The sequence below is a fragment of the Candidatus Chlamydia corallus genome, from assembly GCF_002817655.1.
Lineage (GTDB): Bacteria > Chlamydiota > Chlamydiia > Chlamydiales > Chlamydiaceae > Chlamydia > Chlamydia corallus.
Genome location: NZ_NWQK01000003.1, coordinates 87,243 through 113,181 on the forward strand (window position 1 = coordinate 87,243; position 25,939 = coordinate 113,181).

Consider the following 25,939-nt stretch of genomic DNA (forward strand, 5'->3'; position numbering starts at 1 on the left):
GTTCAAATAAAAACGAAATTTTATTCTTGGATTCTAGAATTGAACTAATACATTTCAAATACAATTTTTAGATCTTTGAAGGGACAACTGGAACACCGAGTGCCGATAGATCTTTTACTTGCTTCTCTAATTTACTTAATCTTTCTTCAGTTTTAGGAAGATTCCGAATTTTAGCTATCAAACGATGCGTCTCTTGATAGGGTCGCGCGGGGGCACCTCCATAAATGCCTGGAGAGGTGATGGATTTTGTGACCCCAGTTTGAGCAATCATGATTACATGGTCAGCAATAGAAATATGGCCAGTAATTCCCGTTTGCCCTCCAATGATTACATGGTCACCGATTTTTGTAGAACCTGCGATACCTGCTTGCGCAACAATGATGCTGTGTTTTCCAACCTCTACATGATGAGCTATTTGTACTTGATTATCTATTTTAGTTCCTTCATGGACAATGGTATTTTTAAATCTACCCCGATCGATCGTGGTATTGGCTCCGATTTCTACATCATCACCTAAAATCACGTAGCCTAGATGTTTTAGGGGTTTATGATGACCAAAAGCATTTGTAATATAACCAAAACCACAGGATCCTAAAACAGCTCCTGGTTGAATAGTTACACGATTTCCCACGATAACTCTTTCTCGAATCACAACCTTAGGATGGATGAGACAGTTAGTCCCTATAACACTATGGGCTCCAATGATACTTCCAGCTCCGATGTGTGTTCCAGAGGCGATACGGGCATGTTGGCTAATAACAACATAAGGTTCTATTGTTACATTTTCTTCGATATGCGCATTAGGGTGAATCACTGCAGTAGGATGGATTCCAGAAAATCCTGATGTTACTGGTTCAATAAACAGTTCTATACATTTTTGAAATGTTAGAGAAGGAGATTCATTAGTAATGAGAAAGTTCTTTTTTAGCTGGGCGTATTGCGTTGCCTGAGATTTAGATAAAATAATAGCACCAGCTTCGGTGTTTTTTAGAAAATTAGCGTATTTCTCATTATCTAAAAAAGCAACGTGGCAAGCTTGAGCTTGGCTAATATCTTCAACACCAGAAATAGGAGTTTCTATATTTCCTTGAACTTCGACCTGTAGTAGCTCAGCTAACTGTTTAAGAGTATAGACTTGTGCTTCGGACATAGAAAACTCCTTAAACTTATGTAACTAGTTTTGTTTTTTGAAAGATTCGTTAAGAATAGCAATAATTTCGGTTGTTTTATCAGCATCAGGTCCTATTGCTAAGACAGCTTCTTCATTAAGGACAGCTTCTAGTTTTTCTTTGGCTCGCACAGATTCTGCAGCAACCTTTACTTCTTGAATCAGCTTTTGAATGCGTTTAACATTACTTTGATTGATAGATTGATAGTACTGAGATTGGAATGCGTTGTACTCTCCTGAAAGATCTTCGAATTTTTTTCTTAACTCTTCAGAAGCAGAATCCGATAAACTTTCCATGTAATCTTCATCTTGTAATTTATTATAGATAGAAGAGAGTTCTTCTTCTATTTTTTCAGCGTTTTTTAAAAACTGCTGTTTCATAGCTTCCAATTCTTCAGTTTCTTTTTTGCCTAGATCGGATTCTTCAAGGCATCGCTTTAAATTAACGTAACCTAAATTCGCATGAGCTGTAGTCATCGATCCTAAAAAAAGAAGAAGTGTGGAAGATAATAATTTTTTCATAATCACCTGTACTAACTTGAATATACAAAAAGGGTACCAAAAGCCTTTTCTGAAAACAACAAAGATTTCCTTTGTTATAGTCCTAATTTATATCTTAGAACATACCTCCTAAAGCAAAAAAGAAGCGCTGAGATATATCAATTTTTTCTCCATTCAAAGTTTCTGTAGGACGGAAAGGCCATCCAAATCCTAACATAACAGGAACATTATTCATTACATCGAAGCGTAAACCAAATCCAGCGCTACCACGCAAATCTTTTAAAGAGATCTTATACTCTTGTAGGCCAACAAAACCTGAGTCTAAGAATACAAAGGCACTAATGTTAGGTTGTCTGACAAGAGGATATTGGAACTCTTCTGAAATAAGGAGCGAAGACAATCCTCCCTGAGGTTCTGTAGCAGAGTATTTTGGACCAATCATAAAGGATTTATACCCCCGAACTGTAGTCTCTCCACCTAAGAAGAAGCGCTCACTAATAGGAACTCCTTCAGCTGTAGTATTGCTAAAGGGTTTAATAAATTGAGCTTCTCCTTTGATTTTTAAAACACCCTTACGCGTAAGTTTTCTATATATAGAGCTGTTTAAAGAGAGTTTTGTAAAATGGTATGTTCCTCCCAAACCAGAAACTTCGAAGGTAACCCCGCCACGAATGCCTGTCGTTGGGTTTCTAGGGGAATCTATAGAATCATAATTTAAGTTAACACCAGCAGCAGAGACAAATCCTTTATTGCTGTCTATATTTGGTCCTAAAAGAAATTTACGTTTTTCATGTAAACTCGTTTGACTTCCCCGATAAAATAGACCGTATTTAAGGTGCTCACTCAAGATATATGTTGTGCTAACGTTACCACCATATGTTTGGACAGCATAATCTTTGGATAGGGCTCTATTAATCGATTTATCTAATTCAATTCCTAAAATCCAAGGAGTGTTTAAAAAATGAGGTTTCGTCCATTTCAAAGTATAGTCTGTGACTTTATCTCCAAAGTTGGCTTTTAAGAAGAGATGTTCTCCGCCACCTCGTAGACAACGAAATCCTTTAGAAAATAAATTTCTAATTCCAAATAGGTCGAAATTGCTTTCAGATAGTTCTACTCCTCCAAAAAGATTATCGAGAGAACTGAATCCTAAAAATAAACCCAGGTTTCCTGTTGTTGTTTCTTTAACTTCTACAAAAATGTCTCGGTATTGATCAGCATTGCCCATAGGATCAAGTTGAGAACGAACCGTATAGACGCTCACGCTTTGGAAGTAGCCTGTATTTCTTAAACGTTGTTCTGTATCTTCTAACTTTAGGCGATTGAATGTATCTCCTGGGAAGAGACTTGTTTCGTGTAAAATAACGTCAGATTTTGTATGGGTATTTCCGGTAATTTTAATTAAACCAACTTTATAAGGAGATCCTTCACTTACCTGATAAGTCACATCATAAATCGGGCGGTTTGGGTGAGGAACAAAAAGGACATCAACATTGGTATTAATGTACCCGTACTTTGCATACGTTTGTTTGATCTTATGAGCTCCGTCCCATATTTTATCGGGACAATAAAGGTCATTGGGGCCAACTTGTGTTTGCTTTTCTATAAGGCGTTTTGGCAAAACTTCAAACCCTTGGATATGGACGTGACCTAAGGTATATCGAGGCCCTTTATTGATATCCATGTAGAGAAGAATATTTCCTTTATCACCAACCTCATAGTGAGGAGTGACTGTAGCATCGGCATAACCATTATTATGTAGATAATTCGTAATTGCCAAACTATCTTGTTCAACAATATCTGGGTGATATACTCCAGCTCCAGTAAACCAACTTGTAGTTATGGAATACTGTTTTGTTTGAACAAATTCTTCGATATCCGATTTTTCTGATCCCGAAATTCCTGAAAACTTAAGCTGCTTAATTTTTCCGCAGGGACCTTCATTAATTTGAATTAAAATATCGATGTAACCTTTTTCTTGGTTGTGTTCTAGGCTATAGTCTAAATTTGATTCAAAATATCCTCGCTTGAGATAATAGGTTCTTAACTCATCAAGACCTTTAAGAAATTTTTCTCGTTCAAAGAGATCATTATGATAAATTTGTAGGGTTTTAAGAATTTTATGCTCGGGAACGACTTGATTCCCTGAGATACGAATTTTTCGAATAGAGGGTTTAGCTATAAGGTGAAGGGCAATTGTAGTTTTCCCTTCAGAGAATTCTACTTTAGGATCAACAGAGTCGTATTCTTTAGCTAGAGTTCTCAAGTCTTCATCAAAATCTAACTGAGAAAAAAGAGCCCCAGTTCTGGTCTTTAATTTCGGTAAGGGATGTTTATTTGAAGCATTTTCTCCTTCTGTTATGATTGTGATAGAGTCTACCACTACATGGCCTTCTTTAACTTTTTCTGCAGAAAATAAAGTTAAAGAGGTTTGGATTAACGCTAAAATAGATATTTGCAAGATAATTTTATTTCGCATGATGAGCATTCCAAAGAGTCTTCCCTAGATAGAAAGCTTGTTTATCAGATAATGAGGTAAGCACAAAAATAGGGACAAAGAAGTTTTTTAACAAGACCTTACTACTTAGATTATTTTTGTATTTCTAAAGAAATTTAAACCGTGTTTGACTTTTTCCCGTCTTAATTATGGGCATTCTTACTGCTCAAACTAGAGCCTGAATATTTCAGCAGATTTTTGCTTCCTTAGAAAGCTTGATAAATCTCGTCGCTCAAATAACTCTACTGATTACATGGTTTTTAGGCAAATTCGATAATTAATTGTGTAGAGGGAGGGTAAGAAAACTTGAATAGAGAGAAAGGTTTTGTTTATTTTTAGGATGAGAGAATTAATACGAGTGGCGTCCAGAAAAAGCTCTTGCGAGTGTTCCTGAATCTACATAATCAAAAGATAAGCCTATCGGAAGACCTAGAGCTAAACGGGAAATACTTATAGAAAAATGTTGTAATTCTTGTTTTAGAAAAAGAGCAGTGGCATCTCCTTCTAAGGTTGCATCGATGGCGAGGATAATTTCTTTCGGGCGTAGAGTTTCTATGCGTGATTTTAAAATTGAGAGGCGTTCGTTTTCTATGTGTTTTCCTGTAATTGGCGATAAAAGTGAGCCAAGAACATGGTAACGTCCTTGGAATACTTTAGAACGTTCTAGAAAGAAAACATCTTTTGGAGAAGCAACAATACATAGAATTTGGTTATCTCTTTCTTCTCTACAAAAGTGACAGTTGGCTTCTTTACATTCTTTCAGAGTAAAACACAATGAACAGAGACTACGCTCACTAGCAACATTATGAAAAGCGTCGCCTAATATTTTTAATTGCTCGCTGTTCCAAGAGATGAGTTCAAAAGCGAGTTTTTCTGCTGTTTTAAATCCAATTCCTGGAAGTTTGCGTAAAAAGAAAATTAATTTAGATAAGTAGTCTGGATATTTTATCATGGCGATGTGAATTTTATTTTTATATTCAGGTCTAGAGCCTAAATTAAGGTTAGAGTATAAACTCTTTGAATAGTATACTAGCTTTTTTCTTTACTTGTGGTTCTCTGTGAATAAAAATAAAAAAGCAGCAATTTGGGCAACGGGTTCCTATCTGCCTAAAAAAGTTCTTTCAAACGCAGATTTAGAAAAAATGGTAGATACCTCTGATGAATGGATCGTCAGCAGAACGGGGATCAAAGAGCGTCGTATTGCTGGACCTCAAGAGTATACTTCTTTTATGGGAGCGATGGCTGCAGAGAAAGCTATAATCAATGCTGGTTTAAACAAGGATCAGATTGATTGTATTGTTTTCTCTACAGCGGCCCCTGACTATATTTTTCCATCAAGCGGAGCGCTTGCTCAAGCATATTTAGGCATTGAAGAGGTTCCTACGTTTGATTGTCAGGCAGCTTGTACTGGCTATTTGTATGGTCTATCTGTAGCGAAGGCTTATGTAGAATCGGATACGTATAACTATGTATTATTAATTGCTGCCGACAAGCTATCTTCTTTTGTAAATTATACAGATCGCAATACCTGTGTGCTTTTTGGAGATGGAGGAGCCGCTTGTGTCGTAGGAAAGAGTCGGCCAGGATCTTTAGAGATTAATAGATTGTGTTTAGGTGCAGATGGTAAGTTAGGGGAGTTGTTAAGTCTTCCTGCTGGAGGAAGTCGTTTTCCTGCTTCTGAAGAGACTTTAAAATCAGGAAAACATTTTATTGCTATGGAAGGAAAAGAAGTCTTTAAGCATGCTGTGAGGCGTATGGAAACAGCAGCTAAAAATTCAATAGTTTTGGCGGGCATTCAAGAAGAGGATATAGACTGGTTTGTGCCTCATCAAGCTAATGAAAGAATTATAGATGCTCTAGCGAAGCGTTTTGATATTGATGAATCTAGAGTTTTTAAAAGTTTACATAAGTATGGAAATACTGCTGCCTCGTCTGTGGGTATTGCTTTGGATGAATTGGTCCATACAGAATCCGTCAAGCTCCATGATTATTTACTTTTAGCAGCCTTTGGGGGCGGTTTATCATGGGGCGCGGTAGTTTTAGAGCAAGTCTAATAAGGACGATGATTTAATGAAAAAACATTATGCTTTTTTGTTCCCAGGACAAGGGAGCCAATATGTAGGCATGGGACAAGATTTATATGTGCAGTATCCTGAAGTTGCCGATCTTTTTGATTTTGCTAATGAAAGATTGGGATTTTCTTTGACTTCAATTATGTTTGAAGGTCCTGAGAATCTTTTAATGGAAACAGTGCATAGCCAGCTAGCTATCTATCTTCACAGCATTGCTGTAATGAAGGTCCTATCTCAGCGGTCTTCTATTCAACCTTCTCTTGTTTCTGGATTGAGTTTAGGGGAATATACTGCTTTAGTTGCTTGTGATAGAATCTCAATGAATGACGGCCTTGAGCTTGTTAGAAAGCGCGGTCTATTGATGAATGAAGCTTGCAAGCAGAGCCCTGGGGCTATGGCTGCTTTACTAGGGCTTCCCTCTGAAGTTATAGAGGAAAATATAAAAAGTCTTGGTCAAGGAATTTGGATTGCTAACTATAATTCACCAAAACAGCTTGTAGTAGCGGGAATAGAGGAAAAAGTAGACGAAGCTATCGATTTATTTCGTGATTTAGGATGTAAAAAAGCGGTTCGTTTAAATGTATTTGGAGCATTTCATACTCCTTTAATGCAAACTGCGCAAGACGGTTTAGCTCCAGATATTTATGGGCTCGCTATGAAAGATTCTCCCCTTCCTTTAGTTTCGCATGTTGTTGGAAAATCTTTAGTAATTAACGAAGAAATTCGAGAGTGTTTAGCTCGGCAAATAACATCTCCTACGTTATGGTATCAGAGCTGTTATCATATCGAACCAGAAGTGGATGAGTTTTTAGAATTAGGTCCAGGAAAAGTTTTATCTGGTTTAAATCGTTCTATGGGGATTTGTAAACCAATCTCAAGTCTTGGTACTGTTGCACAGATTGAAAAATTCTTAACAGAGGCATGATTTGTATGGATATAACATTAATAGGGAAAAAAGCTATAGTTACTGGAGGAACTCGAGGAATTGGATTTGGCATAGCTAAGCTTTTTCTTGAGAGTGGAGCCGACGTAGAAATTTGGGGATTGAGTGAGGAGCGCGGTCAAACTGTTTTAGAAAGTTTAACAGGCTTGGGTGGTGCAGTTTCATTTGCTCGTGTGGATGTGAGTCATTGTAGTGAAGTTAAAGATTCCATGCAGAAGTTTTTAGATAACCATAACAAAATAGATATTTTGGTAAATAATGCAGGGATTACCAGGGATAACTTGCTTATGCGTATGTCTGAGAAAGACTGGCAATCCGTTATTAACACCAATTTAGATTCTTTATACTATACATGCTCTTCGGTGATTCGACATATGATGAAGGCACGTTCGGGGTCTATTATAAATGTGGCTTCTATTGTTGCTAAGATGGGGAGTCCTGGGCAAACGAACTATGCCGCTGCTAAGGCTGGGATGATTGCTTTCACAAAATCTTTAGCTAAAGAAGTCGCTGGAAGAAATATTCGTGTCAACTGCATTGCTCCTGGTTTTATTGAAACAGATATGACAAGTGTTTTGAATGATAATTTAAAAGCCGAATGGCTGAAGATGATTCCTATGGGGAGAGCTGGAAATCCTGAAGATATTGCTCGTGTCGCGTTATTTTTAGCATCCCAGTTATCGGGTTATATGACTGCGCAGACGCTGGTTGTAGACGGAGGATTGACTTACTAAGACAATGAGAGAAAAGGATTTGAAAATTTCTCTTTTCTAACTAATTAAGTAACCGTCGAATAAAAAATGATTTTTTGCGATACTAATTCTCTTTTTCCCTAGGGAATAGCTAAGTGTTGTATAGTTTAAATATTAAAAGGATATAAGCAATGAGTTTAGAAGATGATGTAGTAGCAATTATTGTTGAGCAGTTAGGAGTAGATCCAAAAGAAGTTAATGAAAATTCTTCTTTTATCGAAGACTTGAATGCCGATAGCTTAGATTTGACAGAATTGATTATGACTTTAGAAGAAAAATTTGCTTTTGAAATCTCCGAAGAAGATGCTGAGAAACTTCGTACTGTCGGTGATGTATTTAATTATATCAAAAAGCGTCAAGCTGAGGAGCAGTAAGCCTTCTTATATTTTGGGTGCGCCGTAATCTTTTCTAAAGATATTGCATTCTATTGTTTTTCGACAGTGAATAGGGTGCGCCGTTTTTTTTCTATAAAATAGATTTCATTTAAAGTCCCACTTTTAATGTAATGAAACCCTTCATTTGCATTGATGTAATTTGTTTCCAGGAGATGCTTAAGGCTGTCTGAAACCGATTTGTTTAGCATATAACTCTAAAAAAGATAGAGCTACAGAAGGGCATTCTTCCACTATATTTAGAATCTGTCCTTTGCTGAGAACTAGCATGCGGACTTGCGTATTCGCAGAGGCATTGTATTCCCTGAGCTTGTTGTTAAATAGGCTTTCTTCTCCAAAACAATCTAAGGGTTTTAAATTTAGATGAGCCTCTAGTTTTTCTTTAGAAATAGTAATATAGCCTTCTACAATGATATAAAAGCTGAATCCAGGTTGCCCTATGGAGAATACATTGCTTCCAGGCTTGAATATTATAGTTTCAGTTTTATCCGCGATTGTTAAAAGAAGATCCATGTCTAAAGATTGGAATATAATGGTTTTTTTTAATAGGAAAGCACGATCGATTAAATTCATAAAAAAGTTCCTTATTTACACCATATTTTTAGTTTTTGACAAAAGTAAATGCACGGACGTACCCTTTTTGAGATTCTATTATTTTCCCGAAACATCATTTTCTAAGAGCGGGGAAAGATGCGAACAACAACCATGATTTGGGTAGTTTGATGCCTTCACAATGCTTTAAAAAGAATCAGTGTTGTTAAAATCAAAGATTTTAAATCCCCACAGATATTTAGTATACTTGATAGGTAAATGTTACCTTTATGATAAAAGAGTTTCAAGAGGGAACAATTGAAATTGATTTTTCCTCTACTCAGAAACTTATAAATTAATTGTAGCCCTTCTACATATAGGACTCAGAAAGGGTTCTCATTGTATTTTTAGATAGATAAGAAAGAGATTGGGGTTTCTGATTCCTCTGTAATGAAGTCTTCGTGTTCCTGGTTATAGATAGTGTTTACAGATTGGAAGTCTGGATCGCAGTAAGAAAGTTCCTGCTTGAGTTGCTGTGCTGTTAGCTTGTTTAAATATGATGGAGAGCTTTCCATCATATTTAAAAGTTCTTTAAGAGTTAGTGGAATCACACCGCATTTAAAGTAGTGTTTCTCACTATAGCATATGCCTGGTTGATTAACGAAGGGTTCTAGTAAAGAGAATAGGTGGCTATCGCAGTTTTTCTCTAAAGATTCTAAGGCTTGAGCTTTGATTTTTTGATTTTTACTAGTTAATGCTCGAATAAGTACATCAGAATGTTCCATGGAGCCAAGAATTCCTAGAAGTGACAGAATGAAGTTTACCTCAGCATAATAATTGGAATTTAAAGTGTTTACCAGCAAACTCAGATTGTACGTAGGATATTTCTTTTGAATATAATGACCGTGATAAGAATAAAATAGTGCCTTACTTGCTTTAGACTTTACAATTTTATATGCGTGTTTTTTCAACAGCCAGTTATCGATTTTACAGAGGGCTTTAGTGGCAAGGATACGACAACGATTATGTGTGCCTTCGTCGGTGAGGACTTGAAGAAATGCTGGAGCAACCTCTTTATCCAAGTTTCCAATCATAGCCTCAGCATATTTTCTAGAGGTATTTTTCAGTTGTGATGTCGTCATCAGTAGATCTTTCACTAATGAACTGTCGAAAGCAACGCTAATTGTTTTTAATAGGTATTGACTTGCTTCACCATTATGGGAGCATTGTCGTAATATTTTAAGAAGTTTGCGGCAATAGGGTTTGTGATTAGCTCTAACAGAGGTGTGTAGGGCTTTACAAGCGACAATCAAGATATCTTCGTTTGTGATATTTAAGAAGTCTAAAAGAATAGGAAAGTTCTCAGGATTTTTTTCTAACTTGAGTATGGTTAAGCCCTTTATGATGTCTTCAGGTTGATTAGAGTTAAGTAGTTCTTTAAGACGCTTGTCCGCAAGGTCTCTGTAGGGTCCATGAGCTTCCTGTCTTCTTACAGTAAGAATTGCAGCGAGAAGTTTATCTCCAACAGTGTCATAGAGATCTTCAGCAATATGGGTGATATGTAGAAGATCATGTTCTGCAAAATAAAGATGTATGGCCGAGGCGATGGCAGGATGTGGGAAAATACTTGTCCAGCGTTTAAGAAGCTCTAGGGTTAAAAAATCTTTAGCCCATAAGCTAGATTTTAGCATGTCTATAGTCTTCAGTTTATTGGGTAGGCTCAGTTTGTTCATATGAGCAAGAAGGCTTGGAAGGACACTGCGGCTTGCTAGATTTAAGAGATGTTGGAAAGCAAATGTTTGGTGACGCTCACTGGGGTGTTTAAGATGGGCGAGTAAGAAGAGTTCCACTTGTCTCTTTTGTTTGACCGTCATAGATTTAGTCCAATCCTGCATAGAGCGGCTAAGTTGTAGGGCTTGTGCGGATAGATTTTTAAGAATAGCCTTTGCATAGTAAGAGCGTACGAAGCAAACCAGAACAGTGGCTATTAGCGAGATTACCAGGCAGAAAACATATTGTTGTGGAGAAAAGAGACAGACTAAAGACCAAACCAACATGCCGATAGGTTCTATAAAGGATTCGACTACAATACGGATTTGGTTTCGGATTTTATTAGGGACTCCGTAGATTAATAGTTGAAGGTTATTGTCATCGAGAGCGTAGGTAACGCCCTCACGTACTACCATAGCAAGGACGGCGATACCAAGGGTTGTTTTAAAGGTCCAACATAGGAAGAGGCTTAAGAAACATAGTGGGGCGAATAAAATGATATTATTGACCCCAAGGCGCTTTACTATTCTACTGTAAGCGAAGAGGGCAAAGCACATATTTCCTAAAGAAATCCATAAGGAACATTTTCCGATATGGGCAACTAGTTTAAATTCTTCCTTGGAAGCAAATTGAATTTCAAAGATTTTTAAATAGTTAAACTCTGTAGCAATGGCTAACAACTGCATAAGAAAATAAAAGCAAAGCAGATAAAAAGTGTATTTATCATAAAAACAAAGTTTCAAAGCTTTTGAGAGGGGTGGGGGGTGGCCTGTATCTATGAAAAGGTCATGATCATCGGACAGGGCTTTGAGTGATTTTGAAACATAAAATACTATAGGAAATGTAAGCACAAGGGCTGCTGTAAATAAAATAAGGATCCCCTGGATCCCTATAGTGTGTATTAGGCTAGCTATGATTCCGCTGCCGATACCATCTCCCAAGAAGATGATGGCATTAAAAATACAGAAATGCCGTTTCCCATCTTGTAAATTAAAAAATTGATCTACAAATCCCCAAAAACTTGTATACGAGAGGATAGTTAAACTCCAGATTGCAATCCGGTAGAAGAATAGAGGAGAACGTGGGAGATTAATATCGAAGATGGAAAAAAAAATAAGATAAAGATTACAAAGAATAGATGAAGAAACAGGAATTAAGAAAAGTGCTGTTGCGGAAATATGTTTTTTAAAAAGATTATAAAGAATTAAAGATGAAAAAATACAAAGGATCAGAGAAGAACCCAAGTAAACTTTTGGCAATTCTGCGGACCCTAATTTTTCAATAAATAGGCCTTCGGCTAGAGCGAGAGTACCATAACAACCTATTCCCCAGACCAGTCCTAAGAGAAAAAAAAGGAAAGCCCTTTTTTCTTCTCCATGATGTAGGTTAAACAGCAGGCGCAAAATTCTCTGCATACTCCATACCTACCCAAGCAAAAGAAATCATTTTATAAGAACCAAGTGATTAATTGCAAGGAAGGTATGGAGAAAATCAATATTACTTATTCTAATTTAATTTATTATTTTAAGAAGGACGTATGGGTGTATTCTTGTTTGTTAAAATTAACCCTAGAGTTCCAATTAATGAGATAAAGCAAATAATAGAAGCACTGACCATAGCCCAAATAAGGTTAGCATTACTTTGAAGTAATAAAGCTACTTGCGGCAATACGCCAGTAAATCCAAGGACCGCCAGTACAATAATAATAATAGCAAGCAAGGAAATCGTCATTAGGATTGCAGTAACAACTAAAACTCCTGTACGAGTTCCTTTTGCGCTTTGTTGTAGAGTAGATCGTATCAGCGTCAACTCGGCTCTCAGAGAAGCTAGCTCGCTTTCTATTTGCGCTGGTGGAACAGGCGGTCTAGGATGAGGTTCGTCTCCTGGGGTTGGTAGAGAAGAAGTAGGTGCTCTTCCTGCAGCAGGACTAGCTACTTGAATTATAACAGGTGCGGTTGTTGGTGTTCGTTCTCGTTGTTGTTGAATTACCGTGTCGGACAATAACCGAAGCTGAGTAGCCATTTCTGCCAACTGAGCAGATTCTGGAAGAGGATGGCGTATTGGTTGTTGCTCTGAATCTGGAATAAACGAAGATTCACTAAGAAGATTAGCACTTGTCTGAGGGATCGATGTCATAAAATCACTACTACTTTTTCTTATGTTTTTTACTTATTATTTTGTTGTGTGGACAGTAAGTACTGGTTTACATAGGGAGTTCGTTGCAAATACGCACAAGCAAATAAGTGCAACTGACGCAGAAGCTATAATTGGTAATGATACACAGGCGCCTACAGTGTATAGGTTAAGAAATGATAGAAGTAAGGGGAATCCTCCGCAAACAGCAATAATACAAGCTATAAGTATAGCAATTGCAAGTAAAGCAATTATTGTTAATACGACTGCTAATACTTTTTTGAATGTACATGGAGGCCGTACAGTGACGGGTCCTTGAGTTGCAGTTTTAGTGCCAGATTTTTCTGTAGCAGATAAGACTAAGGCTGTTGCTGTTCTTATTGCGCAAATTTCTTGTGATGTTAGTGTCTCACTAGAAGCAGCTAAGGCTGTAGTGACGATTTGTAGGGCTTCAATATCACTTCTGTTCTCTTTTACTTGCGCATTCAGCTCTCCCATTTGGACATTTAAGCAAGTGATTTGGTCTGACAATTGTTGTGGGGTTGATGTAGGTGCTGACATTATATTTTCCTTGTTAGAAATAATAGATTTGCCAAACATATTAGGTTGAGGGAAACGTTATTTTCAAGCTTTAAATAATTTTTCTCTATGCAAAATATAAAGTATTTTGCCCTCCCCCCTTTAATTTTTATGACCCCTTGTTTTTAGGCAAGGGCAAGCTTGTTAGGATTTATAAAATTTCATGATTACAACGGGAAAACCTTAAATAAAGTTGTTTATTGAACTTCCATAAAATAATGAGTCCTAAAGACCATTGTAAAACCAGACTCCCCAGGCTATAGAGAGAAATGGGATTCCACCATTGACTATTTTCAGGGAAGAGTCCTTCATAGAAATACCATCCTAAAAGAAGAGAGCCTTCAATTGGCAGCAAATATTTTATTGTGTAGTCAAAGGCTCTGTTTAGAGTTAGATCTCCAGGAATTGCATTAATAATTTCTTTTCTTAATTTAGGAAGGCCGTAGGCTAAAGCCGCGTAAATAAAGATCAGACCGTTTACGATAAGTGCAATTCCCCAAACGGTATCTTGGTTAGTAAAAAATGTTATACTAAGTGCAGAAGGAATGCCCAGGATAAATGCAATCGTTGTTGCTAAGGTTTCAGAAATGTAGGGCTTTACTCCAAATTCTGATAGTGTCTGTGAGAGAAGAAAGAGCATGGAAATCATGGAAGAGAGTGCTGCCATGGAAAATGCAAGGAAGAAAATCGAGCTAAACAATGTAGTTAGGTAAGCGCCTCCAGGCAAACGAGTAAATAACTCGGGCAAGTAAATAAAGGTGATTCCTATACTTGAGGCTCCTGCCCCATCTTGTAACTGTGCAGTTCCTAAAATATCCAAAGAGGCACATGTTGAAAAGATAATGATTCCCATGATTAAGGAAACAAGATTATTACATATAGCTGTTAGAGCTCCGTTTGTAACAACACCAGTTTTCTTTGAAGCAAAGCCCGCATAGACGAGTAGTAACCCCCATCCAGCTCCCGTATCCCAAGCATTTTGCGTCAGAGCTTCTATCCATACTTTGTAGTTAGTAAAAGAACTTTTGTCACAAATAAAGAGTTGTTTGATTCCTTGGACGGCTTCTGGGAGAGTCACTGCTCGTAAAAGTAGGGCAATTGTGCATAGGAAGAATGCGGGGATCAGAATTTTATTACATTTTTCAATCCCACGAACAATACCTTTGCGGATTACAAGATAGGCTAGTCCTAAAGAAATCAGGTGGGCCCATAGAGGAATAGAACTCTGATAGTGCGATGTCCACAATTTTGCAAAGTCATTTCCGAGGTTAATTTTTCCTGAAACCGCGTAATAAAAGTAGCTTAATCCCCAACCTACAATTGTAGAGTAGTAGGCAAGTATACATGTGGTAACAAGAGTAATGAAGCCTCCAGCCCAAGCAAACTTTTTTCCCGCAGTTTTAATTAAAGCTCCTATAGGAGCTTTTTGGGTGAGTTTTCCAATAGAAAGTTCAATAATAATCAATGGGATTGACCATAAAAATAAAAAACTCAACCAAAGAATTAGGAATGCGCCACCTCCATTCTGAGCAACAACTCTCGGGAAACGCCAGATATTTCCTGCTCCAACGGCAATCCCTATCATAGAAAATATAAATCCTAATCGAGATGAAAAACTGGCGTGTTTTTTATTCATGCTTTAAGTCCTCCTCTATAGCGAAAGTGTTTTCGAGAGTTGTTGATTTGCTATACTAACTACGCAGCAATCAGACCAGACATTGAGAGAAGTTTCTATCATATCTAATACAGTATAAAAAGGTAGAATGAGACCTAGTATGGATAAAGGAATATTCATAGATGTAAGAAGAGAAAGGGTAAGAAAGTAGCATCCCATGGGAACCCCTGCATTTCCTATAGCTGCGAGAGTGGCAAAGAAAACCCATCCTAAAGACATGAGTGGAGTGATGACCATGCCATTTGAAGTCGCAACAAAAAAAACAGTAATTAGAATAAAAGCAGCGCACCCATTCATATTAATGACAGAGCATAGCGGGAAGCTAAATCGAGAAAGATTCTTATTTATTTTCAATTCGTCTTCAGCAAGTTCCATAGTTAGGGGTAATGTTGCTGCTGATGATTTTGAGAAGAAAGCAGTCACGAGTGCAGGAGACATTGCTTTGGCAATTTTTAAAGGAGAGACTTTGTTTATTTTAAGTAGTATGGGGAGAACAATCAAACCTTGTGAGAGGTTGGCTCCTATAACGCAAAGCAGATACTTACTAAAGATGGGAAGATTGCCCTGATCTTTAAATTCTTTAAACAAGAGGACAGAGAATCCAATCATTGCTATGGGGAGAAGCTTTAGACCACCCCTAGCGAGGTTAAGAAAGATAGAGAAAAATGAATTAAAAAATTGCTGAACAAAGGTTTTTTCTTTTTCTTTAAGAAATAGAGCTGCAGTTCCTACCATGATTGCTAAGCAAGCAGCTGAGATTACATTTCCTTGAATAAATGGCTTGAAGATATTTTCTGGTAGGCTGTCAGCAAGAACATCTAAATATCCTAGGGGGTTACACTTTGTAGTTGTGGATAGCGTCTCTTGATTCATATGGGGGTTAAGTAAAAAGAAGAGAAGAAGTCCAATAGAAGCAGCGATTAGTGTCGTCAGTAGTGTATAGTATAAAATTCTTTTTCCTAAGATCATCATAGTATTGAAATTTTGTATGGAAGTAATGGTTGAACCAAGGGCACAGAATACCAAAGGGATACTAAGTAGACGTAAGAATTTTAGAAAAGTATTTGTTATGCACTCGGCAGAATAAACAATCCAAGGAGATTGCAAACTTCCTAAACCCAGCCCAAGCAATATAGAAAGAAGTAATAAAAGATTATTTTTGGTATAATGAGAATGTTGTTTTTTCATGAGTCGATTAAAAATTTGATTTGGTAAATAAGTATAACAATCTACGGATTTCTTTTCTTCAGATTTGAATGCCAAGAAAATTTTTACAATATAATTATGTCTTACTTTAATCTTGCTGCTACGAACGAAAATTTAAAGCCAATTAGTCCTGAGATATCTTTTCCAAAACAAGGATGGCAGAGCTACTTTCGTTCTGCATTTAAAGAACATAAATCTGATACCCTGCCTGCTCCTGTTTGTAAGGTGAATACGTATAGTGTTAACCTTTCTATACGATTAACGGTGATCGCCCTTACTGTATTGGCTGTGTTGATTGCATTGAGTATAATGGTAGTCAATCTACAGGGGGTACTTTTAATCACTGCTTGGCCTTTGGTGATTGTAGCAATTCTTATCCCAACAATTTTACTGACTGGAGGTATGTACATTCTTCATCGTCTAGGCAGGAAAGTAGATGTGATTTCTGGGACTTGTATTGCACCTTTTAGCAGACGTTGTTGGGTCCCTATGTCATGCAATTATAATTTGCAAAAATTGGATGCAAAGCATGTGAATCATATGAGCTATCTAGATATATCGACGCTTAGTGCTGACGGTTCGGGAATAGCTGCGGTTTATCAATGTCCCCCAATAGAATATCGCTCACTGCCTTGTTTTGGAATTCCCTGTGCAATGCCTTTCGTAGCTTTGTTTAGAATGGTTTACAATCTGATACGTTTTTTAGTTATTCCATTTTATATTATTTTCCGCATGCTTTATGAGCATTTTTTTTGTAAAGATCTTTCCGAAGAAAATAGATTTATTTGTAGAGACATTGTTCGAGAGATGGCTCGCTCCCTTGCTGCTTTTTTGAAAGCGCCTTTTTATGCTTCTGCCTGTGTGATAGGAGTTTTTTATAGCTTGCTCGATCCCCTCGCAGGTCGTGTGTTGATGGGTAATCTAGAAAGGGATTGGAATGATGATGTTATTCTTTCGCGATCTGTATCTTTAATCTGGGAAGCGCATTCGTCATTCCAGTTTGAGGGAGGAGGAGGACGTCAGGGTTTAGGACAGCATGGTTTTTATTTGATGACGTGTTGCCAGCCACGAGCTGTTCTGCTCTTTGATAAAGGAGAAATTATTTCTGGCGCCCATCCATCAATCCAGATGCCTGAGAGACGGGGGCTCGACTTTACTGCTAGATACCCTCATATTAGTGTGATCCCTGATTTGAAAAATGAATGACGATTCCTAAGATTTTATTGTTTTAAGTATAAAAAGATTTTAACGTAGATTGATAAAATTTTTTGAGTACTCTAAACAAAATTTATTGTTTTTGGCTAGATAATAGGAGGGTTTATCTTCTGTTTTATTTGGGAAAAATCGTCTTTTAACTGATAGGCAATTTGTCTTAAACAAGGCGGAAGAGCTTTTCTTAAGGCGATAACTATCACAAAAGAGATAGAAAACATTTTTAATTGAAAAATGAAATACGCTAGAATGAGCTCAGTTTTGAAGCTATGAAATGTTGAAGTGCTTTGTCAATAAGAAATAGACGTTCTTGTTTTTAAAAAACTGGTTTTTGTTAGAGGGTAAGCAACATCCCCTAATACAAATTTCAAAATAATTCAGCTATGACAATTGAAGAAGGTGTATGATTAGATCACCACTACCTTTTATTTCCTCCAAAAGAGTGATAAATAAGTTAGGCTTGCAGGATGAGTTCTCTTGTCCTGAAGACGTGGTTGATTTCCTTTTCTCTGAAATTGAATTATTGGCACAACAAAACGAACCGAGTGAAGGGTATTTAGCTTTGTCTCGGTCTCTACTGATGATGACTCAAAATCAACCTAAAGTTTTGAAAAAAGTGATCTTCTATGGAGTTACCTATGGATTAAAACATAAAAGCATGGCGATTTTCATTGATGTTTTGACCTACATAGACTTTCTTTTTGAAAAATTAGGCATCAGTGCTTCCGATAGGCTTTCTTTGTGCTCTGCAAGAACCTTTATCAATTTTGAACTTTATTCTCAAACTGGAGACATGAAGTTTCTCTCCGAAGTTATAGACAATTTTCGTTTGATAGAACAGCTTTTGAAAATGCATCCCCAACTGAAGAATCGTCTGGGGTGGGATCACTTCCGTTTAGGAGCTAAGCAAGAAGAGGTTTCTTTAGTAGCAAGTGCTTCTGTTTATCAGGCTGTCGGTCGTAGTTTTATGGAGTTCTATCACAAACACTTAGAGTTAAGTGATTTGGTCTACGGAATGAAATGCCTATCTTTGGCTCTGGATTTATCACCTAATAATGCCCATATCCATGCTGATTATGCTAAGGGCTTGGTAGTTTTAGGAACCAGAGAAGGAAAGTCTTTACAAATAGAAAAGGGATTAGAGCATTTTTCTAAAGCGATTTTTCTGAGTTTCAGCAGGGATAACGATACCGTTGCTTATGAAAACTATCGCTATAGCTATGCTCTTGCTTGTGTGAAGTTATTTGATCTGACTTATAAAAAAGAGCATTTCGATCAGGCGATGCGTATCCTCTACCAAACTATACAAGCATTTCCTAATCTCTCAGGACTGTGGATGGTTTGGGGCGAGCTTCTCATTCGTTCTGGATGGTTGAATAGCAACATGAAGTATGTTGAAGTGGGTTTAGAAAAACTTGCTTCTTTACAAAAGAAGACTAGTGATCCGATTGCGCTTTCAGGTTTATTAGCTACAGGGATTGCAATTTTAGGACTATATTTAGAGGAACCAAACTTATTTAAAGAGAGTCGATTCAGGCTTATTTCTGCTATGAAGACTTTTCCTGGCAATAGTGCGTTAGTCCATGCTCTTGGTGTTGTGCAGCTTTGCTCCGCTCTTTATTTTAATGACGACTCACATTTTGCCTCTGCTATTTCTTGTTTTCAGTCTTGTTTAGAATGGGATTTAGATGCCATAGGAATGTGGCAAAAATTATTTGATGCTTATTTTTCTTGGGGGGTGAAGAAAAAAAGTGCTAGATTGTTGCGAAAAGCCTTAGATGTAGCAAGTAGGCTCTGTTCTTTGCGTCCCGAGGCTTTTTTATTTTGGAGCGATCGAGGATTGGCATTAAAGTGCTTGGCAGAAGTCACAGTCGATGAAGCTTATAAAGAAATTTTTCTATCAGAATCACTATTACATTATCAGAGAGCATGGGATTTAAGTGGTAGACTTGAAATCGTAGAACTTTGGGGACACTCTCATTATTTGCTTGCCGAACTACAACAGAGTTTGTTCCATTATGATGAAGCGTATAGATTATTAACGAAGGTAGATCTTACTTTATCTTCCTCTAGGGTTAAGCTAATTCTTGCTGCGGTTTTATTAGGAAAAGGAAAGTTATTAGAAAATACAGATCTTGTTGAAGAAGCGCAGACTATTTTAGAACCTCTGGTCGAAGCCTATCTTGAAGATGAAAATTTCCTACTATTGTTGGGAAAAATATACTTATTCCTATTTTGGAAAAATAAGAATATGTGTCTAAGTAAACTTGCTAGAACATATTTAGAAAAGGCGATTTCTTTGGGGTGTCCAGAGGCGTACTATACTTTAGGAAAGTTCTATGCAATAACAAAAGATGTGGAAAAGGCATGGGGAATGGTCATTCGCTCAGCACGGTATGGTGTTCGTATTACAGAAGCCACGTGGTTAAACGATCCTTATTTAGCCAATCTCAGGGAAATCCATACATTTCGTGAAGTTGTAGAGAATCAAAGGGGAAGGTTATGGTTGGGGAGCAAAACCGAAACGAAGAGAAATTAGACACAGCTTTTAGTTCTGGGAATTTGATGGATTCTAGGACGAGTCATTTAGATGATGAGCTGAGCTTTAAGTTAGAAAGGGCATTTACTTGTCTTTCTACAGATATACACTCTCATGATCTTTCCAAAATTGTGATTGAGTATAACCCAATAGATCTTGCCTATGCTGTTTCCTGTCTTCCCTCCGAATCGCGTGCTATTTTGTACAAGAACCTTTCTTGTATTACGGCTAAAGTTGCGTTTATCATCAATACAGACTCTGCTTCACGATGGGCAATTTTTCGGAGGCTTTCTGATTCCGAGGTCTGCGCTTTAATTGAACAGATGCCTCCAGACGAAGCTGTATGGGTTTTAGATGATATTCCAGATCGTAGGTATCGGAGAATTCTTGAGCTTATAGATTCTAAAAAAGCATTGAAGATTCGTGATTTGCAGAAGCACGGAAGAAATACTGCAGGGAGGCTTATGACTAATGAATTTTTTGCTTTTTTGATGGAAACAACAGTGAAAGATGTTTCTGCTTGTATTCGCAGTAATCCTGGGATCGATTTAACCCGTTTAGTATTTGTTTTAGATTTTAAAGGCGAATTACGAGGCGTGGTTACGGATAGAAGCTTGATTATTAATCCTCCTGAGGTCTCTTTGAAGCAAATTATGAATCAGGTTGAACATAAGGTACTTCCTGATGCTACACGCGAGGAAGTAGTCGATCTTGTAGAGAGATATAAAATTGCAGCTTTGCCTGTTGTTGACGAAGAAAATTTTTTGATCGGGGCTATTACTTATGAAGACGTTGTTGAAGCAATTGAGGATATTGCTGACGAAACTATAGCCAGGATGGCAGGTACTACTGAAGATGTGGGTTACCAGACCTGCCATGTTGTGCAAAGATTTTTACTTAGAGCTCCTTGGCTTTTAGTGACCCTGTTTGCGGGACTGATTAGTGCTTCCGTCATGGCATATTTTCAAAAAATTTCTCCCGCTCTTTTGGCCTTGATTATATTCTTTATTCCTCTGATCAATGGAATGTCGGGAAATGTAGGCGTTCAATGTAGCACGATTTTAGTACGGAGTATGGCTACGGGGACTCTTTCTTTCGGACGGCGACGGGAGACTATTTTTAAAGAAATGAGTATAGGGTTGCTTACAGGAGTCGTTTTAGGGATTTTATGTGGTCTTGTTGTCTATTTAATGGGCTTTTTAGGGCTAAATATCTTCTCTGGAGGAGGAATTCAATTAGGGGTTACTGTAGCTACTGGGGTTTTAGGAGCTTCTCTTACAGCTACGACTTTAGGGGTTTTATCTCCATTTTTCTTTGCTAAGCTCGGAGTAGATCCAGCTCTAGCGTCTGGCCCGATTGTTACGGCTCTAAATGACATCATGTCAATGATAATCTTTTTCCTCATAGCTGGAGGTATAAACTTTCTCTTTTTTAGTTAGTCGTATATAATATCTACCTGATTTTACTTAACTAACTTTTTTTTAAAAAAAATTGTCTAATTTATCTTCTTCTTCCTTTGTAAATAAAGGCCTTATAGAAAGTCAGCATTTAGTTTCCAGGGATGATAAACCCCGAGCTTCTTTTGCTATTGCTATTCTCAGCGTCTTAGCTTTTTCGATCCTTTTGTTGATGGGTATTGCTTTGGTATTGGTGGGGTATAATGTTATAGCGGCTCCTCTAGGTCTCCTTATTTCTGGATGCGCAGCCTCGGTATGCTCTATGATAGCAATTATTTCCCTCTTTTTTTTATATAAGAGAGCGGGAACCTCAATTCCGTTCTCTAAAGAGAAGACTCAGCCAGTTGAAGCTAAAAGCTTACTCAAGAACCCTGAAATAACTTCCCTTAAGCCTCCGAAGACTCCATTATTGAGTGAAGATGATTTTAAACCTCAGGTCATTGAAAGTACCTTTTATCATCAGAATAAAGTGTATTCTAAGCCCATAGCCGAACGGATGCAGTCTTTGGAAAAGGAAATCAAGTCCCTAATTATTGACTTCCCTCTAGCTCTCAAGGAAAGCATAAAAAGTTCTGGAAGCTTATTTTCAGGAATTAGCAGTGAAGTAAAAAATCTTTTTCTTCCTCGTTTTTTAGCTCGCAAGCCAAAACACTCTTTGTGTGCTTGTTTAAAACGTCTTGGAGCCATGGTAGAGGAGCATGCCTGCTCAGATCTGTTGATTCTCTTTTTGACAAAGCCAGAGCTTGCAAGTGCGGTGGTCAGGCAGTTGATCGCTCACGCAGTTTCTTTAAAGAATGAAAAACAAGGGCTCGCTTCTCGTATGCAGAAGTTGGTACTTTCTATTAATTTTTGGTTTTACGGATGGTTTTTAGAAGAAAAGTCTATTGAAAAAATCATTGCATATAATCCTAATCTTCTTACTGATGAACTGAAGGCTTATTTGGAACAGGGGAATGTAGTCCAGTTTCTTTTATCTCAGCAGACTCCTGAGTTGCAAGGGGAGTTCAGAGCTCTTTTCCCAAAAAATGCTCAAGAAATTCCTGGAGCTAAAGAGGGGAACAACTACTTCTCAGCCATGAATTCTTCTGCATATATGTATGACTGGAAAGAGATACGCGTTATTAAACAGGCTTTTAATGAACGCCTAGCCTTTTGTGAGGGGGTAGCATCACCTTCAAGTTGGAATTTCTCTGCCTCATTAGCTACCCATTACAATGATTTGACGCTCCTGTCTGAGTTTTGCAAAAATCAACAATCTGTTATTTTCGAAAATCCATTTTTATTAATAGAATTGTTCAACGGTAAGCCTAAGTATCAGAAATTCTTAAAAGGTTTATTAGAAAAGGCTATGCCGATGAGTAGTTGGGCTGCGCTTTTGCGTCCGATGCTAACGGGTATGCTTACTTCGGGTATAGCTAGAAAAAAAGAGCTTAAGATTATAGCAGAACGTGCAGGAGTCTCTTTTCAAGATTTAACGGAAGCCATAGGATCTGGAAAAATTTTAGATCTTTTATTACAACATTTATTTTATTTGTAAGCATGAATACACCTTCTCTTCAAGTAACCATAACGGATGATCCAGTACTTAATACTTCAAACAGTTATGGTTTCTCAATCAAAGGCAGTCTAAAGCCTATAGCCTATTTACTTTTAGCTATCTTAGCAATAGGCTCGGTGATGGCCGCTCTCTACTTTTGTAGCGTCATTAGTGGAGGAACTCTTTTATTGGCTATGCTGATCACTCTGTCGATCTGCTCTGTTCTTTGTGTTATCTATTTATTTTACCGACAATCTTCTATAGAAAAGACTACGGTCTTTTCTATAGCTAGTCCTTCGGTATTTTTCTCTGACCAGACTCTTAATTTATTATTAGGTGGAGAAGATCCAGAGGTTACAATTAATGAATTTCTTAAGAACTTTGCGCTCGATGATTTCCGTAGACCCAAGATCCTTCCTCCCTCAAATTTTCTAGAAGAGCGGGGGAATCCCGATGATCGTAGGGAAACAAGAATCAAATACCTCGAAACACTTTTAAAAAATGTTATTGCTAAGATGGAGGAGCTTCAAAAAACACCTCCTGATAAATTGAAACTTCTTTGGAAGTTTGCTAATAAAGATTTAGCGAATTCTTCGGTAGCTGTTCTTTATGAAGGTTTAATGTCAGCTTTACAATCTTCAGGCGAGGAATTGTTAGAGATGTTATTTTCTTTAGAGCCTACTTGGATAAAAAATACTTTAGGATTAAATGAATATAGGAAAGTTGAAAAAACTCTTAGTTCTGTAGGTGGCCTGATGCAATACTTTTCCACGTGTCCGGATATTCGGGCAACTGGAAGACTGCAAGCTGAGAGTAATAGAGAATTGTGTGCTTTGAATATGCAGACCATTAATCTCCGACTTTCAGCGCTTTGTTTACGATCTAGTCATGATAGAATCAAGGCATGTGAGATTATTCAAAAGTACTGTCCCCATTTTTCTGCTCAAGAAATTAAAGATTTCATAGAACAAAAGAATATACTAGCTCCTCTGTTGAATCATATTTTTCAAGGGGAAGAAGAAACTTGGCTAGGATTAATGTCTTTAGATTTAAAAGGAATAGCACCGTCTTCTATATATCCTGAGCCAGATCCTACCTGTTGGAAAGCTGTTAATAGCATTCATTACGCAAAAAATTCCGAGGACCAGCAAGAAGATTTCAATAAGACAAAAGAAGCTTATAAAGCAGTACTAAAAAAACTTGTCATTCCTGAGTTAAGTGTAACATCAATTCCAAAGCTTTTGAAAATTAAAAGCTTAAAACAAGGCCTCGACGATCTAGGCATTATGAAGGAACAAATTCTAGAAAACCCGTTTATTTTCTTAGAGGCTTTAATAGAATCCGAGGAATGTTTCTTATCTATAGCTAAATACCTGAAATTATTAATGCCCATAAGTTTATGGGATAAGTTTTTCTATATACTATATTCGGGACAGTTTCAAGTAGGACTTGTTTGTCAGGGAGAAATTAATACTTTCTGTAAGCGAACAAAGTTGAATCCAGAAGCTCTTCTGGCTGCAGTACAGCAAGGAAAGCTTCTTTCTTTTCTTTTCCCAAAAATGCTTTTGGATTAGCTATTTGGAGCGTTTATGCATAAAATAGATTCCGAAAGGAATTAAGCAATTTAAGCTAAATCCTAATAGGAGGAATGCAGTATACCCTACTCTACCGCTTTCAGATATCTCAGTAAGCTCTTTGGGAGGGAGAAAGCTAACCCACAGAGCAAAAATACAAGAGAGAATTCCTAAAATAGACATCACACAGATCCCAGAAAACTTTCCTGGTACACAATATAGACGCTGGGCTTTTGGTTCTTTAATACGTAAGATAGGTCCAGCAAGAAAGAGACAAATGTACATTGCCAGATACATTTGCACGCTGAGTGCAGTTAGAATCCAATAAACAAGGTCTGCTGAATCCAAGCATAGAAATAAAAGTGTGAATATTGTCACAACAATAGCTTGGAACAACATTAAGTTTGTTGGAACATTTTTGCTATTTACTTTCTTAAAAATTCTCGGAAGACAGTCATTTTGAGTAGAAATAAAAAGGCCTTTCGTTCCTGCAAACATCCAGGCATTAAGTTCTCCTAGCGACCCTGCAATGGTCATAGCCACAACGATTCCAGTCATCCAGGAGAGGTTGTATTTATCAAAGAACAAGGTAAAGGTTTTTACTAGTCCAGAGACTAAACTAATTTCTTCTTTTGGGATTACTATTGCTATTGATAAAGAACCCAAAACTAAAATAGTTAGTGTTGCTATTGCACCAATAAAGACTGCCTTTGGATAATTTTTTCGAGGATTTACCATATCAGAAGCAAGGTTAGCATTAGCCTCTAGACCACATAACGCAAGTAACATTCCTGCGAGTAATACAAGCGAAGACATGTTGCTGAAGTCAGGAAGAAGATCTCCCCAAGAAAGAGAAATGGCAATCGGGTTTCCAGAAAAAATCCAAAAAAGAGCTAAACTGACCAAGATAGCTCCTGGAATTAATGTTCCTATGATTACACAAATGGAGCTGAATAACGCGGAAGAAGTAATTCCTAAAAAATTGAAAAATGTAAGTATCCAAAAACCAGAAAGAATTGCGGTCGCAATAAAAACCTTATTGTGAGCTAATTCAGGATTGATTTTATAAACAATAGTACTAGCTATAAAAGCCAGCATAGCAGGATACCATGTCATGTTGTGGAACCATTGCATCCATATAGCAAAGAATCCCCACCATTTTCCTAGAGCATCACGTGCCCAAATATAAATTCCCTGAGGCTTGAAAGAAGCAAGCTCAGCAGAAATCAGAGCATAAGGAATCATAAAACATGTTACAGTTAGCGCATAAAAGAACAGGGTAGAAAGACCATGTTTTGCTGTTAATGGGAGATTACGCAAACTAATCACTACGGCAAGTGATAACATACCTACAGTGAATGTTCCCAACGGTTTCGTTGGTTTTGAGTGCGAGTGCATATA

The 25,939-nt window shown here is 37.4% G+C and carries 20 protein-coding genes; 9 read left to right on the forward strand and 11 right to left on the reverse strand.

The window, feature by feature from the left end; genetic code table 11:
* Nucleotides 1–67: 67 nt before the first annotated feature.
* The 4 genes from lpxD to recR all read right to left on the reverse strand — a co-directional run bounded on the left by lpxD (nucleotide 68) and on the right by recR (nucleotide 5,118).
* A complete protein-coding gene (gene lpxD, locus CMV32_RS04570; protein ID WP_100934743.1) occupies nucleotides 68–1,150 on the reverse strand; it encodes a UDP-3-O-(3-hydroxymyristoyl)glucosamine N-acyltransferase in 1,083 nt (360 codons plus the stop codon).
* A gap of 24 nt (nucleotides 1,151–1,174) precedes the next feature.
* Nucleotides 1,175–1,690 carry an OmpH family outer membrane protein gene (locus CMV32_RS04575; protein ID WP_100934744.1) on the reverse strand — a complete coding sequence of 172 codons (516 nt, stop codon included), beginning with the start codon at nucleotides 1,688–1,690 and terminating at the stop codon, nucleotides 1,175–1,177.
* 94 nt (nucleotides 1,691–1,784) lie between these two features.
* Nucleotides 1,785–4,157, reverse strand: a complete 2,373-nt coding sequence (bamA, locus tag CMV32_RS04580) for an outer membrane protein assembly factor BamA (RefSeq protein ID WP_100934745.1) — start codon at nucleotides 4,155–4,157, stop codon at nucleotides 1,785–1,787.
* Nucleotides 4,158–4,515: 358 nt separating this feature from the next.
* Entirely contained in the window at nucleotides 4,516–5,118 is a 603-nt protein-coding gene (recR, locus tag CMV32_RS04585; RefSeq protein ID WP_100934746.1) for a recombination mediator RecR, read from the reverse strand.
* 94 nt (nucleotides 5,119–5,212) lie between these two features.
* On the opposite strand from recR, the gene fabH reads away from it, so the two are divergent.
* The 4 genes from fabH to acpP all read left to right on the forward strand — a co-directional run bounded on the left by fabH (nucleotide 5,213) and on the right by acpP (nucleotide 8,307).
* A complete protein-coding gene (fabH, locus tag CMV32_RS04590) occupies nucleotides 5,213–6,220 on the forward strand; it encodes a ketoacyl-ACP synthase III (RefSeq protein ID WP_100934747.1) in 1,008 nt (335 codons plus the stop codon).
* Between the two features lie 16 nt (nucleotides 6,221–6,236).
* Nucleotides 6,237–7,163 carry an ACP S-malonyltransferase gene (locus tag CMV32_RS04595; RefSeq protein ID WP_100934748.1) on the forward strand — a complete coding sequence of 309 codons (927 nt, stop codon included), beginning with the start codon at nucleotides 6,237–6,239 and terminating at the stop codon, nucleotides 7,161–7,163.
* Nucleotides 7,164–7,168: 5 nt separating this feature from the next.
* Nucleotides 7,169–7,915 carry a 3-oxoacyl-ACP reductase FabG gene (gene fabG, locus CMV32_RS04600; protein WP_100934798.1) on the forward strand — a complete coding sequence of 249 codons (747 nt, stop codon included), beginning with the start codon at nucleotides 7,169–7,171 and terminating at the stop codon, nucleotides 7,913–7,915.
* Between the two features lie 149 nt (nucleotides 7,916–8,064).
* Nucleotides 8,065–8,307, forward strand: coding sequence for an acyl carrier protein (gene acpP, locus CMV32_RS04605; protein ID WP_100934749.1), 243 nt, complete (start codon nucleotides 8,065–8,067; stop codon nucleotides 8,305–8,307).
* A 177-nt stretch (nucleotides 8,308–8,484) separates the two neighbouring features.
* Here the strand turns inward: acpP and CMV32_RS04610 are convergent, their stop codons facing one another.
* The 6 genes from CMV32_RS04610 to CMV32_RS04635 all read right to left on the reverse strand — a co-directional run bounded on the left by CMV32_RS04610 (nucleotide 8,485) and on the right by CMV32_RS04635 (nucleotide 16,201).
* The gene (locus CMV32_RS04610; RefSeq protein WP_100934750.1) at nucleotides 8,485–8,898 is read right to left on the reverse strand and encodes a cyclic nucleotide-binding domain-containing protein; all 414 of its coding nucleotides are present in this window, start codon (nucleotides 8,896–8,898) and stop codon (nucleotides 8,485–8,487) included.
* A gap of 365 nt (nucleotides 8,899–9,263) precedes the next feature.
* The gene (locus CMV32_RS04615) at nucleotides 9,264–12,041 is read right to left on the reverse strand and encodes a hypothetical protein (RefSeq protein ID WP_100934751.1); all 2,778 of its coding nucleotides are present in this window, start codon (nucleotides 12,039–12,041) and stop codon (nucleotides 9,264–9,266) included.
* A 109-nt stretch (nucleotides 12,042–12,150) separates the two neighbouring features.
* Nucleotides 12,151–12,762: a hypothetical protein gene (locus CMV32_RS04620; RefSeq protein ID WP_100934752.1), complete on the reverse strand. Its 612-nt coding sequence runs from the start codon at nucleotides 12,760–12,762 to the stop codon at nucleotides 12,151–12,153.
* A gap of 36 nt (nucleotides 12,763–12,798) precedes the next feature.
* Nucleotides 12,799–13,320: an inclusion membrane protein IncB gene (incB, locus tag CMV32_RS04625; protein WP_100934753.1), complete on the reverse strand. Its 522-nt coding sequence runs from the start codon at nucleotides 13,318–13,320 to the stop codon at nucleotides 12,799–12,801.
* Between the two features lie 169 nt (nucleotides 13,321–13,489).
* Complete coding sequence (locus CMV32_RS04630; RefSeq protein WP_100934754.1) at nucleotides 13,490–14,974, reverse strand: sodium-dependent transporter; 1,485 nt, start codon at nucleotides 14,972–14,974, stop codon at nucleotides 13,490–13,492.
* A gap of 15 nt (nucleotides 14,975–14,989) precedes the next feature.
* Entirely contained in the window at nucleotides 14,990–16,201 is a 1,212-nt protein-coding gene (locus CMV32_RS04635) for a dicarboxylate/amino acid:cation symporter (RefSeq protein ID WP_100934799.1), read from the reverse strand.
* Nucleotides 16,202–16,297: 96 nt separating this feature from the next.
* Between CMV32_RS04635 and CMV32_RS04640 the strand changes: the two genes are divergently transcribed.
* The 5 genes from CMV32_RS04640 (at nucleotide 16,298) to CMV32_RS04665 (ending at nucleotide 24,538) form a co-directional block, all read left to right on the forward strand.
* On the forward strand, nucleotides 16,298–17,425 hold the full coding sequence (locus tag CMV32_RS04640) for a hypothetical protein (RefSeq protein ID WP_100934755.1): 1,128 nt from the start codon (nucleotides 16,298–16,300) through the stop codon (nucleotides 17,423–17,425).
* 409 nt (nucleotides 17,426–17,834) lie between these two features.
* The gene (locus CMV32_RS04645) at nucleotides 17,835–19,970 is read left to right on the forward strand and encodes a tetratricopeptide repeat protein (protein WP_100934756.1); all 2,136 of its coding nucleotides are present in this window, start codon (nucleotides 17,835–17,837) and stop codon (nucleotides 19,968–19,970) included.
* Between the two features lie 26 nt (nucleotides 19,971–19,996).
* Entirely contained in the window at nucleotides 19,997–21,409 is a 1,413-nt protein-coding gene (gene mgtE / locus CMV32_RS04650) for a magnesium transporter (protein WP_100934800.1), read from the forward strand.
* Nucleotides 21,410–21,461: 52 nt separating this feature from the next.
* Nucleotides 21,462–22,964, forward strand: a complete 1,503-nt coding sequence (locus CMV32_RS04655; RefSeq protein WP_239923160.1) for a CT214 family putative inclusion membrane protein — start codon at nucleotides 21,462–21,464, stop codon at nucleotides 22,962–22,964.
* Between the two features lie 2 nt (nucleotides 22,965–22,966).
* A complete protein-coding gene (locus CMV32_RS04665) occupies nucleotides 22,967–24,538 on the forward strand; it encodes a hypothetical protein (RefSeq protein ID WP_239923161.1) in 1,572 nt (523 codons plus the stop codon).
* On the opposite strand, the gene CMV32_RS04670 is transcribed toward CMV32_RS04665, so the two are convergent.
* Entirely contained in the window at nucleotides 24,539–25,936 is a 1,398-nt protein-coding gene (locus tag CMV32_RS04670; RefSeq protein ID WP_100934757.1) for an amino acid permease, read from the reverse strand.
* Nucleotides 25,937–25,939: the final 3 nt, after the last annotated feature.

Excerpts from the sequence above, each read along its gene's own strand:
- CMV32_RS04645 (WP_100934756.1), top strand. The coding sequence starts at position 17,835 with ATGATTAGATCACCACTACCTTTTATTTCCTCCAAAAGAGTGATAAAT.
- bamA (WP_100934745.1), bottom strand. The coding sequence starts at position 4,157 with ATGCTCATCATGCGAAATAAAATTATCTTGCAAATATCTATTTTAGCG.
- lpxD (WP_100934743.1), bottom strand. The coding sequence starts at position 1,150 with ATGTCCGAAGCACAAGTCTATACTCTTAAACAGTTAGCTGAGCTACTA.
- recR (WP_100934746.1), bottom strand. The coding sequence starts at position 5,118 with ATGATAAAATATCCAGACTACTTATCTAAATTAATTTTCTTTTTACGC.
- CMV32_RS04670 (WP_100934757.1), bottom strand. The coding sequence starts at position 25,936 with ATGCACTCGCACTCAAAACCAACGAAACCGTTGGGAACATTCACTGTA.
- acpP (WP_100934749.1), top strand. The coding sequence starts at position 8,065 with ATGAGTTTAGAAGATGATGTAGTAGCAATTATTGTTGAGCAGTTAGGA.
- CMV32_RS04615 (WP_100934751.1), bottom strand. The coding sequence starts at position 12,041 with ATGCAGAGAATTTTGCGCCTGCTGTTTAACCTACATCATGGAGAAGAA.
- CMV32_RS04595 (WP_100934748.1), top strand. The coding sequence starts at position 6,237 with ATGAAAAAACATTATGCTTTTTTGTTCCCAGGACAAGGGAGCCAATAT.
- CMV32_RS04630 (WP_100934754.1), bottom strand. The coding sequence starts at position 14,974 with ATGAATAAAAAACACGCCAGTTTTTCATCTCGATTAGGATTTATATTT.
- fabG (WP_100934798.1), top strand. The coding sequence starts at position 7,169 with ATGGATATAACATTAATAGGGAAAAAAGCTATAGTTACTGGAGGAACT.
- incB (WP_100934753.1), bottom strand. The coding sequence starts at position 13,320 with ATGTCAGCACCTACATCAACCCCACAACAATTGTCAGACCAAATCACT.
- CMV32_RS04620 (WP_100934752.1), bottom strand. The coding sequence starts at position 12,762 with ATGACATCGATCCCTCAGACAAGTGCTAATCTTCTTAGTGAATCTTCG.
- CMV32_RS04610 (WP_100934750.1), bottom strand. The coding sequence starts at position 8,898 with ATGAATTTAATCGATCGTGCTTTCCTATTAAAAAAAACCATTATATTC.
- mgtE (WP_100934800.1), top strand. The coding sequence starts at position 19,997 with ATGGATTCTAGGACGAGTCATTTAGATGATGAGCTGAGCTTTAAGTTA.
- CMV32_RS04640 (WP_100934755.1), top strand. The coding sequence starts at position 16,298 with ATGTCTTACTTTAATCTTGCTGCTACGAACGAAAATTTAAAGCCAATT.
- CMV32_RS04575 (WP_100934744.1), bottom strand. The coding sequence starts at position 1,690 with ATGAAAAAATTATTATCTTCCACACTTCTTCTTTTTTTAGGATCGATG.
- CMV32_RS04635 (WP_100934799.1), bottom strand. The coding sequence starts at position 16,201 with ATGAAAAAACAACATTCTCATTATACCAAAAATAATCTTTTATTACTT.
- CMV32_RS04665 (WP_239923161.1), top strand. The coding sequence starts at position 22,967 with ATGAATACACCTTCTCTTCAAGTAACCATAACGGATGATCCAGTACTT.